Genomic DNA, 19,526 nt, shown 5'->3' with positions numbered 1-19,526 from the left:
GTAGAGAATCATAGGTAGAGAACTGCTTTTCTGAACAGATCCACTGCAAATTATGCAGCTTAAACAAGCATAGCTAAACTTCTGGGTTTGTGATAAAAACGCCTTTTTATAACCCCAGCAGCTCTAATATTTTCTAATGAATTACCTGTATCGCATGTCACAAGTGGATCGTAATGTAAGCAGTAAAGAAAATTTACTGTAAATCTTGAAGAAATTTGAATAATTGTAATAAACATGGATGCTGTAATCGTAGACGTGGAGTTATACATAAATAGTTACATGGCACAAAAGGAGATATAAAATGTCTTTGATAAAACCAACACTGATTAGTGTCTTTGACGAACCAGCTATGGCTGATGATGCGATCAATGCATTAGAACAGACTGGTATTGATCCTGACCAGATCTATTATTCCAAGCGTGCCACTTCTAGCGGGTTTTTCGCTGAATTGAAACGCTTGTTTGGTGGCGAAGATACCGATACCGCTGCCGATCTAAAAGATTCGGGCCTCTCTAATGAAGAGGCTGATTATTATCAGAATGAGCATCGTGCTGGCCGTGGTATTGTTGCTGTAAATGCGAATGGACGTGAACAGGAGGCATTAAGCACTCTGCAAAGTTACGGTGCACGCATCTACGGTACGCAGGCGAATGCAAATCAGTCTACCTATGACACCACTGGTACCACTACCCGTGATACCGACGCCTATGCAACCGATGCGACTGCAACGCAGGGCGCGACCGGTTATGACACCACCCGTGATGCTAATGCCTATGCAACGCAGGGCGCAACTGGTTATGACACCACCCGTGATACCGACGCCTATGCAACCGATGCAGCTGCTAACAATGTAGATCAGAACGATCGCGTGTATGGCAATGATAATACTGTAAATGATACATACCAGGATAATCGTGCGTATAATAATAATAGAGGAGATGTTATGAATCAGAACGATCGTGAATATGATAAAAACAACAACAACACATATGATACAGATGCTACTGATCGCTTAGGTGATAACAACGATGAGCAGCGTCGCATGCGTTTGCGTGAAGAGCAGTTGAATGTCGGGAAAGATCGTGTTCAGTCTGGTGAAGCTCGTTTACGTAAAAATGTAGTCTCTGAGGAGCAGAACATTGATGTGCCAGTTTCTCACGAAGAGGTCTACGTTGAGCGCCGTTCGGTAGCCAATGGTGAGGTCGATAATACGACTCCAATCGGCGAGGATGAGGATATCCGTGTACCTGTGAGCTCTGAGCAAGTTAATGTTTCTAAAGATACCGTCACAACCGGTGAAGTTGCCATTGGCAAGCGCAACGTGCAGGAGAATCAGCGTGTCAGTGATACGGTTCGCCGTGAAGAGGCCCAGCTGGATCAACAGGGCGACGTTCCTCTAGATGATCGCACTACAGACAACAATCGCTAGTATTGAGAAACCAGACGGAGTTCGAAGGGGAAACCTTTCGAACTCTTTTTGTATGAGTCGTGCTTGACATTATCAATACTTATAGGAGAAGATACCAGGAGAATAGTATTGGTGTGCCGGGAAGACTGGTCGGCGGCCGGTCTTCCTTTTTGCCTTTTTAAGATAGACAGGGGCGAATTGATTGTAAAAAAGGTTAGCAAAGGAACATAATGCTAACACTGCCTATCTTAATTCGAGATCTCGTGCTCTTTCTCGCCATTGCCCTGGTAACCAATCTGGTGGCACGCAGGCTCTCTATCCCATATACATTGGGTCTGGTCGTCGTGGGACTGGTTGTTGGACTATTTGGCTTGACTCCCGAGGTACAACTGACCCCTGATCTGGTCCTCTATGTTTTTCTACCGGCCTTATTATTTGAAGGGGCCTGGAACGTCAAGCTCGACCTGTTACGTAAAAATTGGCGCGTGATTTTTTTCCTGGCTGGACCAGGCTTGCTGATCTCCGTAGTGATTATTGCTGCATTATTACATTTTATCGTGCAACTGGATTGGATGACGGCCTTCCTGCTGGCCGCGATCCTCTCTCCAACTGATCCTGTGGCCGTGTTAGGACTTTTCCGTCAGTTGCATGTGAATGAGCGGCTCTCAAATATTATTGAGGGTGAGAGCCTCTTTAATGATGGGGTGGCTGGCTCACTCTATCAGGTTTTTTTGATGTTTGTATTGTTGGGGGTGCATAATCAGTCCCTCACTGGCTGGTCCGCTGTTGGCACAGGATTATTGCAGCTGTTGATAGAGGCGGGTGGTGGTATTGCCTTTGGCATTATCGCTGGAGCTGTGATCAGCCAGGGACTAAAGCGCATCGATGATCCACAGATCGAGACTACAATTACGCTGGTCGCGGCCTATGGCGTTTTCTGGGTTGCTGACACGATACATCTCTCCGCGATTATTACCGTCATTGTGTTGGGATTGGTCCTGGGCAATTATGGTCGCAATACCGCGATGTCTGAAGCCACCAAAGGCGATGTAGATACCGTCTGGGATATTGCCTCGTTTCTGGGTAATGCACTGATCTTCCTGCTCGTTGGTGTCCAATTCCGTTCATTTGCGAACATCTTCCTGAGTAATTCCGGTTTCATCACCTGGTTTGTGGCTTTGTTGGCGGTTGGAATTGTGTTGCTGGCACGCTTCTTTCTGGTCTTTATCCTGGCCGTTCACTCCTGGATTAAGTGGCCCAATAACCTGTTTGAAAAAGGACGCTATGTACCACGTTCATGGCGCTTGATTATCTTCTGGAGTGGATTACGCGGAGCTTTATCCCTGGCCCTGGCGCTGTCCATACCTTTGGAGGTTCCCGCACGAACGCTGATCCTGGTTTCAACCTATGCGGTTGTTTTCTTTACGCTCCTGGTGCAGGGATTAAGTATTCGTTTTGTGTTGAAAAAAGCCCTGCCGTCTGATCAACAACAACAAGGCACTACGGGTCCAGAAGATAAAGGAGAGCAAACAGAGGAAACCGTGTTTTCAGCATAGGTTGTCAGACAAATGTGAGCTAAGGTTATAAAACCTTAGCTCACTCTCACGGGCGTTACTGCTGATGATAGAATGTCTTATCCGCTAATACTGATATCATCAATATAGCCACGGTAGCCACCGGTGCTATTGGGATTATCGTAACCGACATCAACACGTGAAACTTTGAGTGCATTGCTATGCGTTCCCAGGTTAATGGTGACATGATTCCAGGTGTCCTGTGTTAACTTCCCACATTGATAAGCCGGATGTGCGCGATTGCCGTTCTGGTCAACCGCCTGGCTATCGCGCAGATTGCTACTACTACCATTGTTGGCCTGAAAAATCAGGTCGATTGCGACGCAGGTACTATTGTTACCATGAACCAGATTCGAGCTAGCAGAGCTTTGTGGGTAGATCCAATAGGAGAGCGTCGTATTTGACCCGACCACGACATTCTGACTACTCAAGTCAAAGGACTTAAGATAGGCATAGTTGCTGGAGAACGCATTGGTGGATGATCCCGAATACATTAGAGCCGCTGAACCACCATGAGCGTTTTCGTTACGTACTCCTAGCTCAGGACTAGATAGACCACAACATACACCAGTAACATTGACCGCTCCTGCCAGAGGCCAGTTACCAGCATCAACGGTGTTTGTCCAGGAAGGTTGAACATTGCCATTCTCAAGCCCGGTTGAGAATTGGGATGTGCCACCACCGCCACCTGTGGAAGTGCCAGTAGGAATCACAATCATAGAGATCGAGTTGGCAGGATAGGTTGTGCTAAAGCCATTCGCTTTCACCGCCATGTCCGGCTGATGCACAATGGTATTGAGGTTCGCGCCGCTATACGTATAAACCTGCGCGTTCCCACTGGGAGTTGCATTGGATAAGGCGAGATTGCTGGTGAGATCGTTCCCTGTCTTATTGATAACCATTAATGTCAGGGCATTATCGCTAGAGCGTTGGGCACCATAAACTGCTAACTGGCTCTGGTCTGAGCTGCTCGAATTGATCCAGGTGTCGCCATAGGAACTGCCATTGCCATCATAGTTGAGATACATGCGGAAGGCATAAGCTGCAGGCTGACCGGAGGTAGGTGGACCCCACATGGTTGCGTAGTCCAGGTTCTCGCGGCCAAAGATGCCTAACACATCGGCCTCGGTCAGGGCGCCATTCAGCGACTCATTGCCACCAAAGTTGTACTCTGTCAGGCCAATTTTGGTACCTGGATAATAGGTATTGACCCAATCGTGCATACGGGGAATGAGATTAATCGCCCCATACTGATCACCGATCCAGCTATTATCCACATAGGTTGGATCCCACAATGAGCGTGTTGAATTCAGGCGTTCTTGCTGGTTCGCACTGTTACCCGCATCGCAGAGGCTGAGACAGAACTGACTGCGGGTGTTTGGATAGTAGTGCTCCGTCAGGTAGTCCAGCAGGCGGGTGCCGGTACGATCCTGATAGGCTTTCATCTGTTGGAGATAATATTGAACACGCCAGAGGTTATTGTGGTCGGTCTGTCCATCGCCTGCCGGGGCCTGTGCGCCAATATAGCCCCACCAGCCGAAGTCGCCAGGGCCAGCGATCACCGCACTAGAGTCAACCCCTTTGACGGCCTTTGCGTAGTCCTGTGTCACGTTAACCAGTTCATCAAAGCCCGTGTACCCTGGATGAACATCCTGGTGCGTCGAATACCAGATCGATGGCTCGTTATCCATCTCGTAGACGCCGACGCCTCCGTTCGCCGTTGTTCCATGGGTTTGAACAAGATGCTGGGTCCAGGCCTTCGCGATATCAGGACTATTGGCGGTATAGTTCAGGGTAGGATTGTTGTCATTAATGGGATTGCCACTGGTATCATGCCCATTGCCACAGGTATCCCCATTTGGTAGGGTTTCGCTCGAATAGTATTGCTGGGGTTGATAATTGGACTTGGGGTAGGAACAATTCATATCTCTGGTCTTGGTGAGGTAGGGTAGCATGGGTATGGTGATCATTGCCTTTGTGCCCTGGGCCTGCATGTTGTTGACAAAGCGGTCTACCGATGCCCCATTTCCGCTACCTGTCCCGGCGTTGCTCCCTCCCATATACACGCCATCACCACCGCCCTCATAAAAATAGTCATTGCCAGCGTTACTGGAATCAATCTGCCAATTATAGGTTGAGGTATTGTTTCCACCCATGCGTTCGTTTGACAGTTTCAGCTCTTTGGCCAGATTCTCGTCAACAGCATAGAGATTCATTCCATAGATATCTCGACTGATTGTGTGACGATTCGATTGCGCATCCACCGTCAACGCCGGGCCATTGCCGGCCGCAAATATAGTCCGCGTGCCGGGAACAAAAAACGCGATGACTGTGGTCAGCAACACCACACTGATGAGTATAAGCGATGTCAGGCGGCGTGGCATCAATGCTCGGTCTTGCCTTTGCTGATGAGCAGAATCATTTCTGTTTAGCAACATAACTTCCTCCTTAAAGCAATGTTTGATTTCTTCGTACCTGTCCATTCAGGCACTGGAATAAACTGTCTGATTTACCTCCTCGTTTGTACAAGATGGTTGGTCAGATATTATCAACCAGACTGGTGAGTACCTGAAGTCTATTGACCCGTGAGTCTATCACCAATCATTGGTTTGACAGCCGGGTTATAAAGCTGTTGACCTGTCCTACGCCTGTCATAACATCATTTCCCATGTATGAAGTGTTGATGCCAGCGGATGCTTTTTGGTCAATGAGCATGTTAAACAGGTCAACAGCTTGACCTGTTGACATCCATGAATGCCAGAGAAATACGCGTGTCTCATAAAAATGGTTGCGAAAAATCAGATAAGGCGACGTGTTGATGCGCGTTCAACAAAAGATGTTTCGAGAAGGATGCTGGCGACAGGTTTATCTGGTTGTTGAAAGCGCTCGACCAGCTGGTTTACTGCCAGACTGCCCAGAAAGTTGCGGTCAACATGAAAGGTCGTTAAGGCTGGACGCACGACTTGAGCCATCTCGATATCATCAAAACCGATGATCGAGATATCCTGAGGCACCTGAATACCATGGTGCTCAAAGGCCAGTAAAGCGCCGATGGCTGCTTCATCGTTACAACACACCAGCGCGGTGAAGGCGGGCTTTCCATGTTGTTCTAGCCACCGTGTGATGACCTGTTCGCTGGTTTTAAGGACTGGATCTGTCAGACCATGAATGTCAAATGCTTCCAGTCCCAGATCGCTCATTGCGCTAAAATATCCTCCACGACGATTATCAAAGCTAGAGAAACGGCTTGGTGGAGGGGCACATAAAAATGCAATGTTGCGATGACCTGCCGCTGCCAGATATTCAACCGCCTGATACGTACTGCCAAAGTTTTCAATCTCGATCCGTTCCAGTCCCAGATGTGAGAGATTGGTATCCACCAGCACCATTGGCAAACCTAGATTTTTCAACTCACGTACCATCCGCTGATCTACATATCCTGCCACTAATAGACCATCATTAGCCCGGTAGCGTTGTAAGTCGGGTTGTGAGATATCTTTTAGTGATGAATAATGCAACGTGATGTTACGTTCGCGACAGCTTTCTTCTATACCTTGCAAGACACCTGTATAGAAAAAATTGTTTGGTTGGGCGCCGCTAATAAATGCCAGATTGGTCATGTCTGTTTGCTGGTTTTCTCGTGGACGATAAATATAGCCAAGTTCAGTTGCAGCCCGTTGAACCTCCAAACGCATCTCAGATGAGACCTGTGGCGAGTTGCGTAATGCCTGGGAAACGGTGCCAAGAGAAACACCCAGGTGACGCGCAATATCTTGCTGGCGAATTGAAACTTTCAAGCTTTGTTTGACCTTTCGTCCTGGAAGATTTGGAGATCCAGGAGAAGTATAGCATCAACAAAATGAAAAAGTCAAGACATGTAAGGGGCAATTTCAGTGGTATTTTCAGATTAATTCATATGCTTATTCATAGATAAGGAGCCTTGATTTAGATAGTCACACTGAATATGTTAGATTACATGAAATTTATTTGCAGCTAAACGGGCAAATGTATGCTGAAATTTTCTGAAATTGGTAGTGATGCTGCGGATCAAGGCCATAGTAGATCTGAAATGATTTATAATAATGCCTGAAACTATCTGAAATTTTCTGAGGGTTATTTTCAAAATGATTATGAGCACGGCGCAGAAGTTTTCCAACGATGGCGCAACTCCCTTTTCTGGATAGCTGCTATGCTTCCCCTTGTTCAAAGAATATGATAGACTGATGAAGATTTTAGAAATTCATCCTGCAAAGATTTCTCATAAAACAATACAACGACGTAGAGATCCCGAGGGGAAAACCAGATATGCCGCAAACTGCATCCTTTGATTTTCTGGCGGGTGGTGGGGATATGGGTGAGCGCATTCGCTCGTTTGATTGGTCAAAGACCTCACTTGGTCCAGTTGAATTCTGGCCTCAAAGCCTGAGAACAATTATACGTGTCATGCTTACCTCTCGGCAGCCTATTTGGATCGGGTGGGGGTCGGAGCTGATTACGCTCTATAATGATCCATATAAAGCGATCATGGGCGGCAAGCATCCACGCGCGCTTGGCCAGCCTACTTCGGTGGTATGGCAAGAGATCTGGCACGAAATAGAGCCACGTCTTGAGACTGCATTACAAACCAATGAAGGTACCTATGATGAGTCCTTGCTCCTGATTATGGAGCGTTATGGCTATCGTGAGGAGACCTACTATACGTTCTCATATAGCCCGGTACCAGGCGATGATGGTGGTGTGGGTGGTATTATTTGTGCCAATACCGATGATACACAGCGCATCATTAATGAGCGCCAGTTAGGTCTGTTGCGCTTGTTGGCGGCATCAACTACTGAGGCGCGGACCATCGATGAGATTTGTGATCTCAGTGTGAAAAGCCTGAAACATAATCTGCATGATATTCCTTTCTCCATGTTATACCTGCTGGATCCAGACAAGCAAACGGCTGTGTTGGCAGGTAGCTCTGGTGTTCCTGCTGATCATGCCCTCATGCCGGATAGGATCGCGCTCGATGCCACCCAGGACTGGCCTTTTGCTGAAGCCATAAAAATGCAGAAGGAATGTGTGATTGATAAACTGGATAGTCTGTTTGAGCACTTACCAACGGGTGCCTGGACTATTCCTCCGCATCAAGCCGCCGTTATTCCGATTGCGCAATCGGGGCAGAATGGTAAGCTGGGAGCTCTGATCGTCGGTCTTAATCCCCTACGTTTATTTGATGAAGGCTATCAAGGATTTATTCGTCTGATCGTGGGTCAGATCTCGGCCAGTATTGCCAATATTCAGGCATATGAAGAAGAGCGTAAGCGGGCTGAAGCACTGGCTGAGATTGATCGTGCCAAGACGCTGTTCTTCAGTAATATTTCGCATGAATTTCGGACTCCGTTGATGTTGATGCTGGGACCAGTGCGCGAGGCCCTTTCGGGTCAATTTGGTTTGAATGTAGAGCAGCATGAGCAGATGGAGATTATTCATCGCAATGCGTTGCGCCTGTTAAAGCTGGTCAATATGCTGCTGGATTTCTCGCGTATTGAAGCAGGGCGCTTGCAAGCATTTTATACTCCAACGGACCTGTCAACCATGACTATAGATCTGGCTAGTAGTTTCCGTTCGGTGATTGAAAAAGCTGGCCTCAAGTTGACGGTAGATTGTCCTCCTCTTTCAGAAATGGTCTATATTGATCAGGAGATGTGGGAGAAAATTGTCCTGAACATCCTCTCCAATGCCTTTAAATATACACTCCAGGGAGAAATTTCCGTAACTCTGCGGCAGCATGATAAGGCTGTTACCCTGGCGGTGAGTGATACAGGTGTAGGCATTCCTGAAGCTGAAATCCCGCATATGTTTGAGCGCTTCCACCGGGTTCGTGGTACTGAAGGACGGACGCATGAGGGTACCGGCATTGGATTATCCTTTGTGCTAGAACTGGTGAAGTTCCATGGAGGAAGCATCGATGTTAAAAGTGTCCTTGGGAAAGGCAGTACCTTTACCGTCACTATGCCATTAGGCATGGCCCACCTGCCACAAGATCATATTGGTAAGGCTGCTCCGTCCACTTCAACAGCGGTCAATACCCAGACATATCTCAGTGAGGCCACCTGGCTCTTTCCTTCGCAGGATGATGCATTGACTGTCTCGGGAGCTATGGATACGCTGTCTCCGGCACCTGATAACCAGGGCGCTGTCGTTGCCGAACAGAAGCCAGGCGGACGTGTTCTGTTTGCTGATGATAATGCTGATATGCGCGCCTATGTTAGCCGCTTGTTGAAACAGCATTACGAAGTGAAAACTGTTCCCGATGGATTAGCCGCATTGCGAGCTGTAAAAGAATATCGGCCAGATATTCTTTTGACCGATGTGATGATGCCAAAAATGGATGGGGTCGAGCTACTGAATGCGCTCAGGAGTGATCCAGAGACCAGTACCCTACCCATTATTTTGTTGTCGGCGCGCGCGGGAGAAGAAGCGAAGATTGAGGGTATGCAAGCGGGTGCGAACGATTATCTGATTAAGCCATTCAGTGCCCGTGAATTATTAGCGCGCGTAGGGACGCACCTGCAGATGGTCCGATTGCGTAATACAGCCGAAACCGCGGTCCGGATTGAACGTGAGCGCCTATATGGTTTATTCTGGCAGGCACCAGCGGCTATCGCGGTGTTAGAAGGACCACAGCATGTCTACACCCTGGCTAATCCACTGTACCAGAAGGTCTTTAATCGGACGGAAAAAGAGCTCTCTGGCCGTGCCTTTCGGGATGTCTTCCCTGAAGTCGCGGGACAGGGAATTTATGAAATATTCGATACCGTTTTCGCGACGGGAGAAACCTTTGTCGCTAATGAATATCCGGCCAGTTTTGAGCGAACCAACGATGGCATTTCAACGCAGGCATATTTCAATTTTGTAGCTCATCCCATTAAAGATGAAGATGACCGGGTCGAAAATATTTTGATCCATGCCTTTGAAGTGACTGAGCAGGTGAGAGCACGGCAGCATCTCAAAGAAAGTGAAGAGCGCTTTAGAACGCTGGCCGAAAATATTCCCAATCTTGTCTGGATGGCTACTCCCGATGGCTGGATCTACTGGTTTAATTCTCGCTGGTATACTTATACGGGAACAACTCCAGAACAGATGGATCGAGACGGTTGGCAATGCGTTCATGATCCAGACGTATTTCCCTCTGTGCGTAAGCGATGGGAAAATTCTCTCGCCAGTGGTGAGCCATTTGAGATGGTCTTTCCTCTCAGAGGGGCGGATACTGTTTTTCGCCCTTTCCTTACACGCATGATGCCAATCTGCGATGAGAGAGGTTCAATTGTGCAGTGGTTTGGTACCAGCACAGATATTACCGAGCAGAAGCGGCTTGAGCAACAGAAAGATGAGTTTATTGGCATCGCCAGTCATGAACTAAAGACGCCTGTTACCAGCCTGAAGGCATATACCCAATTGCTAGAACGTCGTTTTAAACACAGTGGGGATACCCGTTCATCAGAGTTGCTGCATAAAATGGATGGGCAATTAGACAGATTGACGGGTCTGATCAAAGACCTGCTAGATGTTACAAAAATAGAAAGTGGCAAACTGATTTTTCAAAACGCTCTCTTTGATCTCAATGATTTGATTTATGAGATCACTGAAGACATTCAGCGTACCGTTACCAGGCACACCATTATGTTGGAGTTAGCGGAAGCTGTGATAGTGTGTGGTGATCGGAGTCGGATCGGACAAGTTTTGATTAATCTATTAACGAACGCAATTAAATATTCTCCACAGTCAGAAAAAGTTATTGTTAGAACAACTTGCAAGGAGAATGATATTGTGACATCTATTCAGGATTTTGGTATTGGGATTCCTAAAGAGCGTCATACACAGGTCTTCGAGCGTTTTTTCCGTGTTGAAGGAGAGAATCAGACTACTTATCCTGGTCTGGGATTAGGTCTCTATATTTCTGCTGAATTCGTGAAAAGGCATCATGGCTCAATCTGGGTGGAGAGTGAAGAAGGAAAGGGCACGACCGTTTCTTTCTCATTGCCTCTTGAGCATGCGGATAGTATGTTAGCGATTGAGGGTAGAACTGAGAGGGGGAGGGTGTAATTCGATGAGTCGTAAAAAAAGAATTTTTGTAGCCGATGATGATCCAGGCATCCTCGATGCCATTACCTTAATACTAGAAGAGTTCGGTTATGAGGTGGAAACCACCATTGATGGTGCGAAAGTACACGATATTCAACATGATGAATTTGATCTCCTGTTACTGGATATCTGGATGTCAGGGTGGAATGGACGGGATATCTGTTTAGCATTAAAGAGTCAGCCAGCCACCAAAAACCTTCCCATCATTTTGATATCGGCTAACAAAGACACTGAAAAGATTGCCAGAGAGGCGGGTGCCGATGATTTTATTGGCAAGCCCTTCGAATTGGATGAATTGGTAGAGAAGATAGAGAAGTACATTTAGGTTTTTTCTCTTCTATCCTTTTGATCCTCTGTGATCATATGGTCATGAGAGCTCTATTCCTGAGATATTTCAACGGACATATAAAGCGTTTTACATGTAAATAGTTAAATATTTTAGGCGTAAGCAGTTGCTGTCTGATTCAGCTTGAAGTGATATATATGAAGCATGGAATATTCTGTAAAAATGGGCTCTTCATTAAAAAAGTCAATCAATTTGATTGTGTCCAGAAGGTGCTGGATGCCACTTTAGCCTGCCTCTGTGAGCAAGCGCTGTCCCTGGGACTGAGCTATCTTTGGGTTACCAGGGATACGGGTGTGATACCTGATGAAGCCTTTGTGAATGCTGCGCGTGAACAATGGTCGGTCAGTGCCACCTATCGCTATCCCGAAGGGAGCAAGTTACCGGCTGGCAAAAGGAATGAGGCCATCTCTATTACGGCCAGCCAGAAAGACGCTGGCGTTGATCGGCAGCACGTTACCATTGTATTTCCCTATAATACGAAATGGAATTTTGGGGCCACCAATAATCCAACATACCTGTTGGGGACAATTGCCTACCTGGAAAAAGCTTTGAAGGTACGGATCGCTGCTAGTCCGGCAAAAATTGGTTGGAAGTTAGTTGACTTGCTGAATGAAGGGCAACTGGACGCGAAAATTCCACGGGCCGCCGATTTGGCCGCATGTCATTTTGACCAGCATGCTGCGCAAGATATCATCTGGCAGAGATCACTGAGCACGCATGAATTACAGAAGCATTATCTGCATAAATATAGAAAACATACGGCTTATCTCTATGAATGTTTACAACAAGAATTTGGTCTTGGTGAGCCGATCCATATGTCTGGTACTGAGTATAATCAATCCTATCCTGGCGTCTGGCGTATCTCAGTCCAGGAGAAAATGCTGCGTAACCTTCCCCCTGTTTTATGGGAAGGCGCTGAATGGGTGGCCGCGCCAATTGTCAAATTCCTCTACGACCTTGGTGAAGAGGTGACCGTCCACGAGGGTTGGGTCTATCCCATTATCAAAGGGAAAGCGCAATACCAACCCTGGCTCCAATCCTGGGCCCAATTCATCTGGCAAAAATGGCAGAGCTTTAAAGATGAATCCCAGTGGGGCCATAACGCCTGTCGCGAATATGCGGAATGGAGCATGAAAGATATTGTCCTGGCTACGGTCGGATTGGGCGTCTTAAATCAGAGTCAGAGCAGTGTCGCGTATAAACATCCAGAGGTAAAAGTACAGGTCGTAGGGGCGGCCCGTGCCAGTTTGCTTGGTAATATTCTAGATATACAGAGAGAGCAACTATTAAAACCAGTCCTGGTGTACAAAGATACACTCTACTACTTGAGTAATAATCCAGATGCTCATCAGGCACTTTCAGGGGTATTTACCAAAGAAGAGGCACCAGGTGACTTCAACCATGAATGGACACTGCCAATGACGAAACCCGTCGGTGAAATTTTGATGATGGACACAACTCCATATGAAAAACAGTCCATGCTTCAGCTATTCATGCACAAGCGCCAGCGTGAGAAGCTACGTTGACATACGAGCCTTCACGTTGACGCTCTTTCACAAGATGGATTTTTACCACAGGGTAGATAGAGCCCCTTTATGCGCAACCAGACCGAGATAATCCCTTACCTCTTCCAGCGACCAGCCTGCTTCTCTAGCGCGATAGGCGAAATCATGGCGTAAATCATTGAAGGTAAGATCCTGGATCATTTCCCTTTGCGACTTATTGGCCAGGCTCTTCAGGGTACGGAACCAGTAATGAATGCCTTCTTCGGTCAAACGTTCACTGCGCTGAGAAGTGAATACATAGGTGCGCTGTGGATTACTCGAATTTTTTAGATACTCATAAAGTGGCTGACGTGCTCCGTTTAATAGATCAATGTCACGTTCCCGACTTTCTTTATATCCCACACGCAGCCAGCCTACCTTGGGACCAACATGCGTATGACTCATTTGTAGCCAGGAGATATCACTGACACGGCATCCAGCCCAATATCCCAACGCAAAGAGCGCCCGTCCCCGATAATCTCCTTTGTGCTCAACCAGCGAACGTAGAATAGTGCGCTGGTCCGGCGAGAGTTGTTGTGAAGCGGAATGCTGTATAGAAGGAAGATCTATACCGCGAGTAGGATTTCGTTGCAGGAGTCCTTTTTCTTCAATGAGAAAGTTGGCAAAGTTGCTGATCGTCGACTTGACGCGTGCCCGGTGATGAATGCTCAAGCCCTCTGACTCTAAATGGGACAAGTACGCTTCAACGGCCGGTTTGACTAATTGCCTGGGCTGGAAGTGCCCATTATTTTCAGGACGTGAGGCAAGCCATCCGATCAGATGACGTATTGTCCGTAAGTAAGATTCTGTTGTCCCTTCTGCTTTGTCGAAGAGAAATTCTTTATACTCTTCTAATAGAGTACCAACCTCTTCGTGTCTTTGAAGGTCAAGTGGAATAATATTTAATGTTACATTGCTCATTTTTTCTCCACACAATCTTGCTGTACAACTCGTGATAGCAATTTGTTCAACTCTATAGATATCGAGGCAGGTAACCAGTAGTTATTACTTAACTACGAAAAATAAATGATTAAAATTCAGGTGGGCTTCACCAACTCTGAACAAAAATAAATTTTTGTATAGATATTTTGTAATAGAAATTACAGAGATTTAAAAAAACCTTGCGTATAGATGAACTTCTTCTGGTGTGAGGCTGGCCTTGATTCCAGGTTTGCCATAAACTGTCACGAATATGGATGTTCTGTCGTGTCAGGTATGCATGCAGAAGAGCAGATGAATAATGCTATATTTTGCGACTAATTTTCTAGTATGTAATAGAGTATAGGATGCAAGGAGTGATTTTTAAATGGAGAATACGTCAGATGCTATTCAATTGGTGCCAGAGGTAAGCTCGCACGATCATATTCAAGGGTCGCTGGACGCGCCAGTTACACTGGTCGAATATGGTGATTTTCAATGTCCCTACTGCCGTCAGGCGCAGAGTACCGTTAAAAAGCTCCAACAGAAATTTCAGGACCAATTGTGCTTTGTTTTCAGAAATTATCCTTTAGTGGAATCCCATCCAAACGCAGAACATGCAGCTGAAGCCGCAGAAATCGCAGCCAGCCAGGGAAAATTTTGGGAGATGTATCAACTTCTATTCGATCATCAAAACGAACTTGATGATGCACATCTTGTCAAATATGCCGAACAACTAGGAATTGATCGTGCATTGTTTATACAAGCAATGACGGACGGAAATCAGATAGAGCGTATACGTAAGGATATGGAAAGCGGCGATCAAAGTGGCGTGCCGGCCACACCCACATTCTTTATCAACGGTGTACGCTATGAAGATACACCTGATGTCGAAACCATGGCACAAGCTATCGAGAGGGTGTTAGAGAAACACTTATAAAAGTTACTGGCAAAGAATAGAGTAACTGGCTCAAGATAAGTAAAGAGACGTTCCAGGTCCTGAAAACCTGGAACGTCTCTTTGTGTGTGTTGAGTTTTAAACAGTACTGCTGTAGTAGCGTACTACTTTGAAGGTCGCAGCAATTTGTGGAAGAGACCGAACAGCAAGAATGCTGGTGGCCACTGACCCACAAAGATGCTCCAATCTCTCTTATTAGTGATGAACAGAACCGCGGAAGCGATAATTGAGCCCAGTGCAGCCCAGTACCAGACCTCTTCAGGAATCTGATCGGTCACACGGAAATACTGCTCCTGTGGATCTGTATCAGTTGTGTCATTGAATGGAAGTGTGGATTTTGCCATGTTATCTTCACCTTTTTCTTCTATTTTACAAAAATGAGTAAACCGAATCCCTCTTGTATCCCCTCGCATAATTTTATGCGAAGTGGTAAAAAGGTTAATATATAACTTTTTAAGCCATCAATTAGTTAACCTTTAAGAGAAAGATCACAGTCTCTATTAATTAATACGGAAATACAAGCCAAAGTGGTACAATACGTAACCTTTAAGGCTGAAAGTGTTTCTCTACGTAGCGTGCGATAATCCCACCTCCTGACCAGTCCCTCTTCCCAAAATAGGTGCTATGTATGCATGGTATCAAGGTATCGTCGCGTAAATAAAGGAAAATTAATAAATAATGCCATGTGCAATTTTTATCCCTCACACCTCGCGCCTATGGCTCTCGCTTCTTTTGAGGAGGAACATGGCGAGGCGGTCGCGACCGCCTCGCCATGTTCCTCCTCAAAAGAGTGGGTATGTGAAAACTTGCATATGGTGTTAGATAGATACTCTTCACAAAAAAACTTAGATAGTATATTCTATATCTCTGTATATGACTTCACACTGAGATCAAGTACTGATTAGAAATGAGCGTATTTATGTATAGTAGACCTACATTTATGACATTCTTACAACAACCGAGTGAGCTGGCTGAATTACAGGCTGGAAAGCAGGTATTTGCTAGAGAAGAAGTACAATCTTTTCTCTATTCTATTCGGTCGGTTTCTGATAAAGATGCTGTTTTACATGATCTTGCCCCTCTTCTTACTGCTTCCGACAGTTTTCGTGCGGGAATGCTGGCGATGATTTGTGGTGGCCTGGTCGAGATGGGAGGGGATCTATCAATCGTTGTGAATGGGACGTTAGATTTACTGGTCCGCCAACTGTGTTGTTTGAAAGATTATGTGCGTATGAAGGAGCATTTGAGTGCCCACGAAATGTTTTTGCATTTCCCGGAGGCTATGCGTGCCCATGCGGCCCTACCTCTCACCATACCAGCGGCTATGACGATGCTGTGCCGTGATAAAGAGGCGCGTATGTACTGGCAGCGTCGCAAGGATCTGCTGGATGTGATGCATGAATTAGCTGATACTGATGAAATCCCCTTTTATTTGAGGCGGACGTTATCGCTATTGGATGATCAGGAACTTGTGGTTCTCGATCAACTCAATAAACGTGGTTTTCTCGTATGTCTGGTTGGTGTACAAGATGTGATGTATCATTGCTATGCGCTTCTTCAGGACACCATTCTCCAACATACGGGTCCAGGCTACCTGGATGCTGAGCCTACCGAACCCGAGGCTGTCCGCTATGCGCAGAACTATCAACTCACGAAAGAGGATTATCTTAGTGCCCGGGGATCTTATGACTATCAGCGGTTTGGCTTTAACTATCCTGGCGGCCTTTTTTTCGCTGGATCAGCTAGCTTCTATGATCTGCCAAAACTGGATGGCATACCATTTCTGATGATCGAGAAAAAATTCATGACCTTTCAATGGGAGCCTGCTAATATGTATCCTGTTTTACATGAATCTCTGGCCTCACGCGTAAATCTGGTGCATGAAATGGCTTCTGATGAGGTAGATGCATGGTTGAAGCGCATATTTAATTAGTGTATCTTTCGACATTCAGACAGTAATATGGTATAGTTCATAAATGGAACATATTCTTGCTGATAGGAGATGGCGAAGAAGCCTGTGACTAAAAATAAAGAAGTATGTCCTTTTCTTGGGATTGCTATTCAGAAAGATCTTTATAAGCGAGTATTTGAGCTTTTGGCGAATGTCGAAGATGAGAATCGACAATGGCAAATTGCGCAAGCGATTTTTGAATATATGCTTGTCCATTTCGATGAGCGTAAGCAAGGGATCGCTATTCGCTATGCAAAGGTTGGGCCTGATCATGGGGATGGTGTCCATAGCCTCTATGAAACCTCGTTATACGGAACTCCTCCCTGGCCAATGAATGCTCAATATCCTGTTTACTGGGGCAGGACACATTTAGGCGGTTGGGCCGCTGAATTGCAACGCATGCAACGCTGGGACACGCTTGATGGACAACAATATCGGCCTATCGATATAGATCTGTATGAGCAAAGTTCCTGTGCTGAACCGATTATGCGTGGTAATTACCTGGCGGGCGTTTTGATGGTTTCCAGTACACAGCCGGGGTTCTTCAAGCATCCTTTTAGCTGGCAAGTGGTGCATGACTATGCCTTGCTATTAAACCTCGCTTTTAGTCAAAGTGACTTCTATTCCCTATCATGTATCAAATTGCGTACCATGCCAGCTTTGGCCTGGCAACGGGCGGAGATGGAAAAAGTGTATGTTAAACGTGTGTTGTTCGCTAGCCGTCACTATAATCTGACGCGTCAGCAGGCGGAAGGACGTGTGCGCGGTGAGCTAGAGCTCGAGTTTGAGCAGGTGGCACGATTACAATGCGTTGGGCAAGAAATTGCACATAGTGGAAAGAGGGATGTAAGATGACTCAAACAGCAATTGTATCGACAAAGCTAACCGAAAGCCATCAAGGGGGCGTTGACCTGGGCCAACAAATACTCTCCTCCTTGCCGGATTCTCCTGAAGTGGTGTTGCTTTTTGCTTCGCCTCATTATGATCATAGCGCGCTACTGGCTGCGCTCAATCAGACCTGTCATCCCCAACTCCTGGTGGGATGCTCCTCGGCTGGTGAGTTCACTTCTGCTGAACAAGGAGAAGGATTGGCCTGTGCCCTGGCGCTTAGCTCTCCAACGATGCAGTTTACCGCTACGCTCGGGCAGTCGATACGATCAGATGTAGCGGACGCCGCGGAACATCTGGCGGCAGGCTTTCGTGGTCAGGAACTTGAGGAAGAATATCCTTTTCATACCGCGATACTGTTAGCAGACGCCATGGCTGGTCATACCGATAACTTGATCGAAGAACTTACCCTGCTCACACAAGGAACCTATCAATTTGTGGGCGGAGGAGCCGGTGATAACGCTCAATTTCAGTATACACCTGTCTTTTATGGTACTGAGGTGATCAAGGATGCCGCGGTGGCCCTGGAGATCTGCTCGAAAAAGCCCTTAGGACTTGGTTCTAACCATGGCTGGACTCCAAATAGCCAGCCCTTCTATGTAACGGAGTCGGATGGGAGTCGCATCATTCGCGTCGATGACCAACCAGCGGTTGAGATATTTAAGGCTCATGCCCATGCGACCGGACAGGCTTTAGATCTTTCGGCGCCGATCTCTTTCTTTTTGCACAATCTGGTTGGCATCGATATGGGCATTGGCTACAAGTTGCGTGTGCCTCTGGTTATCGAGCCTGATGGAAGTGTGGTGTGTGCGGCTGATGTGCCAACTGGCTCTACCATTTGCATCATGGGAGCCACAATCCAGTCGGCGAAACAAGCAGCCGAAAGCGCTACCAAGACCGCGCTCCAGAAGATGGGCGGTGAACAACCAGCCGTGGCACTCTTCTTCGATTGCGTGGCCACACGCTTGAAAATGGGTCAGGAATTCAAGTCCGAGCTAGATTCTGTACAACACTTGCTGGGTCCTACACGCTATGTTGGCTGTAATACGCATGGACAGGTTGTGCGCGCCGAAGGGCAGTTTAGCGGTTTCCATAATTGTACCGCGGTAGTCTGCCTGTTGCCTGATTAATGTCATAAGCAACTACTTCGTACTGGTCGATGCCGCAGGCATCAACCACATTGTTCTCGTGTCCGGGTGGAAAATTGGCGGCGGCGCTGACAATTTTCTACCCGGACACGAGATTTTTTTGCTCTGCGAAGCCGAGCGAGGGCATGTGATCTCGCAAGGTCCCGAATAGTTACTGGCACAAGATGTCTAGCGTCTTTCGGTTAGTGGTAGCATCGTTGGGCGCATCTTGAGTTGCATGGATGGAATGATTGAGCGCGCCCGTTTCTTCATATCTTCGGCCATGGGACCAGTGAAATGGGTATCGACCTCGGCTTCAAATAGCTCCAGCCAGCGCGCAAAGTGTTCTTTGGTCAGATGCTGCTGGCGATCGAGCATAATGTGTTTATACATCATACCCCCACGATAACCGCCAGTTTGAAAGAGCAGATTTTCCCAGAAATCATACATAACTGGTAGATGTTCCTCAAGGTCGATGGCCGCGATTTCAGTAAAGAAGGGTCCGATGGCAGGATCTTGCATGGCTTTTTGGTAGAATGCGCTCACGATGGTGGCTATATCTGCGCGGTTGCTGATATCTTGCTTGTTTGGCATAGCGAAATGGGTTCCTTTGTTTCGATGAAGTATGAATGCATATGGTAATTTTATATATTTTTATGCTGCTTTTTTATTATAACAGAAT

General features: G+C 46.7%; 14 protein-coding genes. 9 read left to right on the top strand and 5 right to left on the bottom strand.

Translation table 11 applies throughout. The annotated features are described in order from the left end of the window. The first annotated feature begins 301 nt into the window (after window positions 1-301). The gene (locus tag EL633_RS27445) at window positions 302-1,429 is read left to right on the top strand and encodes a YsnF/AvaK domain-containing protein (RefSeq protein WP_126630456.1); all 1,128 of its coding nucleotides are present in this window, start codon (window positions 302-304) and stop codon (window positions 1,427-1,429) included. A 209-nt stretch (window positions 1,430-1,638) separates the two neighbouring features. Continuing rightward, complete coding sequence (locus EL633_RS27440) at window positions 1,639-2,964, top strand: cation:proton antiporter (protein WP_126630455.1); 1,326 nt, start codon at window positions 1,639-1,641, stop codon at window positions 2,962-2,964. Window positions 2,965-3,041: 77 nt separating this feature from the next. Here the strand turns inward: EL633_RS27440 and EL633_RS27435 are convergent, their stop codons facing one another. Together EL633_RS27435 and EL633_RS27430 are read right to left on the bottom strand one after the other, a co-directional pair. Beyond that, entirely contained in the window at window positions 3,042-5,420 is a 2,379-nt protein-coding gene (locus tag EL633_RS27435) for a glycoside hydrolase family 44 protein (protein WP_161982486.1), read from the bottom strand. Window positions 5,421-5,780: 360 nt separating this feature from the next. Next, on the bottom strand, window positions 5,781-6,779 hold the full coding sequence (locus tag EL633_RS27430) for a LacI family DNA-binding transcriptional regulator (RefSeq protein ID WP_126630453.1): 999 nt from the start codon (window positions 6,777-6,779) through the stop codon (window positions 5,781-5,783). Between the two features lie 508 nt (window positions 6,780-7,287). On the opposite strand from EL633_RS27430, the gene EL633_RS27425 reads away from it, so the two are divergent. The 3 genes from EL633_RS27425 (at window position 7,288) to EL633_RS27415 (ending at window position 12,984) form a co-directional block, all read left to right on the top strand. Next, entirely contained in the window at window positions 7,288-11,073 is a 3,786-nt protein-coding gene (locus EL633_RS27425; protein ID WP_126630452.1) for an ATP-binding protein, read from the top strand. Between the two features lie 4 nt (window positions 11,074-11,077). Beyond that, the gene (locus tag EL633_RS27420) at window positions 11,078-11,437 is read left to right on the top strand and encodes a response regulator (protein WP_126630451.1); all 360 of its coding nucleotides are present in this window, start codon (window positions 11,078-11,080) and stop codon (window positions 11,435-11,437) included. A gap of 158 nt (window positions 11,438-11,595) precedes the next feature. Beyond that, complete coding sequence (locus tag EL633_RS27415) at window positions 11,596-12,984, top strand: hypothetical protein (protein ID WP_126630450.1); 1,389 nt, start codon at window positions 11,596-11,598, stop codon at window positions 12,982-12,984. A gap of 42 nt (window positions 12,985-13,026) precedes the next feature. On the opposite strand, the gene EL633_RS27410 is transcribed toward EL633_RS27415, so the two are convergent. Next, window positions 13,027-13,923: a tyrosine-type recombinase/integrase gene (locus EL633_RS27410; protein WP_126630449.1), complete on the bottom strand. Its 897-nt coding sequence runs from the start codon at window positions 13,921-13,923 to the stop codon at window positions 13,027-13,029. A gap of 385 nt (window positions 13,924-14,308) precedes the next feature. Here EL633_RS27410 and EL633_RS27405 point away from each other — a divergent pair, with 385 nt between their 5' ends. After that, entirely contained in the window at window positions 14,309-14,860 is a 552-nt protein-coding gene (locus EL633_RS27405; protein ID WP_126630448.1) for a DsbA family protein, read from the top strand. Window positions 14,861-14,982: 122 nt separating this feature from the next. On the opposite strand, the gene EL633_RS27400 is transcribed toward EL633_RS27405, so the two are convergent. After that, window positions 14,983-15,222, bottom strand: a complete 240-nt coding sequence (locus tag EL633_RS27400) for a hypothetical protein (protein WP_126630447.1) — start codon at window positions 15,220-15,222, stop codon at window positions 14,983-14,985. 575 nt (window positions 15,223-15,797) lie between these two features. Between EL633_RS27400 and EL633_RS27395 the strand changes: the two genes are divergently transcribed. The 3 genes from EL633_RS27395 to EL633_RS27385 all read left to right on the top strand — a co-directional run bounded on the left by EL633_RS27395 (window position 15,798) and on the right by EL633_RS27385 (window position 18,847). Further along, the gene (locus EL633_RS27395) at window positions 15,798-16,811 is read left to right on the top strand and encodes a hypothetical protein (protein WP_126630446.1); all 1,014 of its coding nucleotides are present in this window, start codon (window positions 15,798-15,800) and stop codon (window positions 16,809-16,811) included. Window positions 16,812-16,880: 69 nt separating this feature from the next. Next, a complete protein-coding gene (locus tag EL633_RS27390; RefSeq protein ID WP_126630445.1) occupies window positions 16,881-17,684 on the top strand; it encodes a GAF domain-containing protein in 804 nt (267 codons plus the stop codon). Continuing rightward, window positions 17,681-18,847, top strand: a complete 1,167-nt coding sequence (locus EL633_RS27385; RefSeq protein ID WP_126630444.1) for an FIST signal transduction protein — start codon at window positions 17,681-17,683, stop codon at window positions 18,845-18,847. Before EL633_RS27390 ends, EL633_RS27385 begins: the two co-directional genes overlap by 4 nt. A 186-nt stretch (window positions 18,848-19,033) precedes the next feature. Here the strand turns inward: EL633_RS27385 and EL633_RS27380 are convergent, their stop codons facing one another. Continuing rightward, window positions 19,034-19,438 (bottom strand): group III truncated hemoglobin, encoded by a 405-nt coding sequence (locus EL633_RS27380; protein ID WP_126630443.1) that lies wholly within the window; start codon window positions 19,436-19,438, stop codon window positions 19,034-19,036. Window positions 19,439-19,526: the final 88 nt, after the last annotated feature.

The sequence above is a fragment of the Dictyobacter alpinus genome (assembly GCF_003967575.1).
Lineage (GTDB): Bacteria > Chloroflexota > Ktedonobacteria > Ktedonobacterales > Ktedonobacteraceae > Dictyobacter > Dictyobacter alpinus.
The sequence above is the reverse complement of the archived record's forward strand: the minus strand, read 5'-3'. Positions and strand labels throughout refer to the sequence as shown.

Coding starts and splice junctions, on each gene's coding strand:
- EL633_RS27395 (WP_126630446.1), top strand. CDS start 15,798: ATGTATAGTAGACCTACATTTATGACATTCTTACAACAACCGAGTGAG.
- EL633_RS27380 (WP_126630443.1), bottom strand. CDS start 19,438: ATGCCAAACAAGCAAGATATCAGCAACCGCGCAGATATAGCCACCATC.
- EL633_RS27420 (WP_126630451.1), top strand. CDS start 11,078: ATGAGTCGTAAAAAAAGAATTTTTGTAGCCGATGATGATCCAGGCATC.
- EL633_RS27410 (WP_126630449.1), bottom strand. CDS start 13,923: ATGAGCAATGTAACATTAAATATTATTCCACTTGACCTTCAAAGACAC.
- EL633_RS27415 (WP_126630450.1), top strand. CDS start 11,596: ATGAAGCATGGAATATTCTGTAAAAATGGGCTCTTCATTAAAAAAGTC.
- EL633_RS27435 (WP_161982486.1), bottom strand. CDS start 5,420: ATGTTGCTAAACAGAAATGATTCTGCTCATCAGCAAAGGCAAGACCGA.
- EL633_RS27425 (WP_126630452.1), top strand. CDS start 7,288: ATGCCGCAAACTGCATCCTTTGATTTTCTGGCGGGTGGTGGGGATATG.
- EL633_RS27400 (WP_126630447.1), bottom strand. CDS start 15,222: ATGGCAAAATCCACACTTCCATTCAATGACACAACTGATACAGATCCA.
- EL633_RS27445 (WP_126630456.1), top strand. CDS start 302: ATGTCTTTGATAAAACCAACACTGATTAGTGTCTTTGACGAACCAGCT.
- EL633_RS27440 (WP_126630455.1), top strand. CDS start 1,639: ATGCTAACACTGCCTATCTTAATTCGAGATCTCGTGCTCTTTCTCGCC.
- EL633_RS27390 (WP_126630445.1), top strand. CDS start 16,881: ATGGCGAAGAAGCCTGTGACTAAAAATAAAGAAGTATGTCCTTTTCTT.
- EL633_RS27405 (WP_126630448.1), top strand. CDS start 14,309: ATGGAGAATACGTCAGATGCTATTCAATTGGTGCCAGAGGTAAGCTCG.
- EL633_RS27385 (WP_126630444.1), top strand. CDS start 17,681: ATGACTCAAACAGCAATTGTATCGACAAAGCTAACCGAAAGCCATCAA.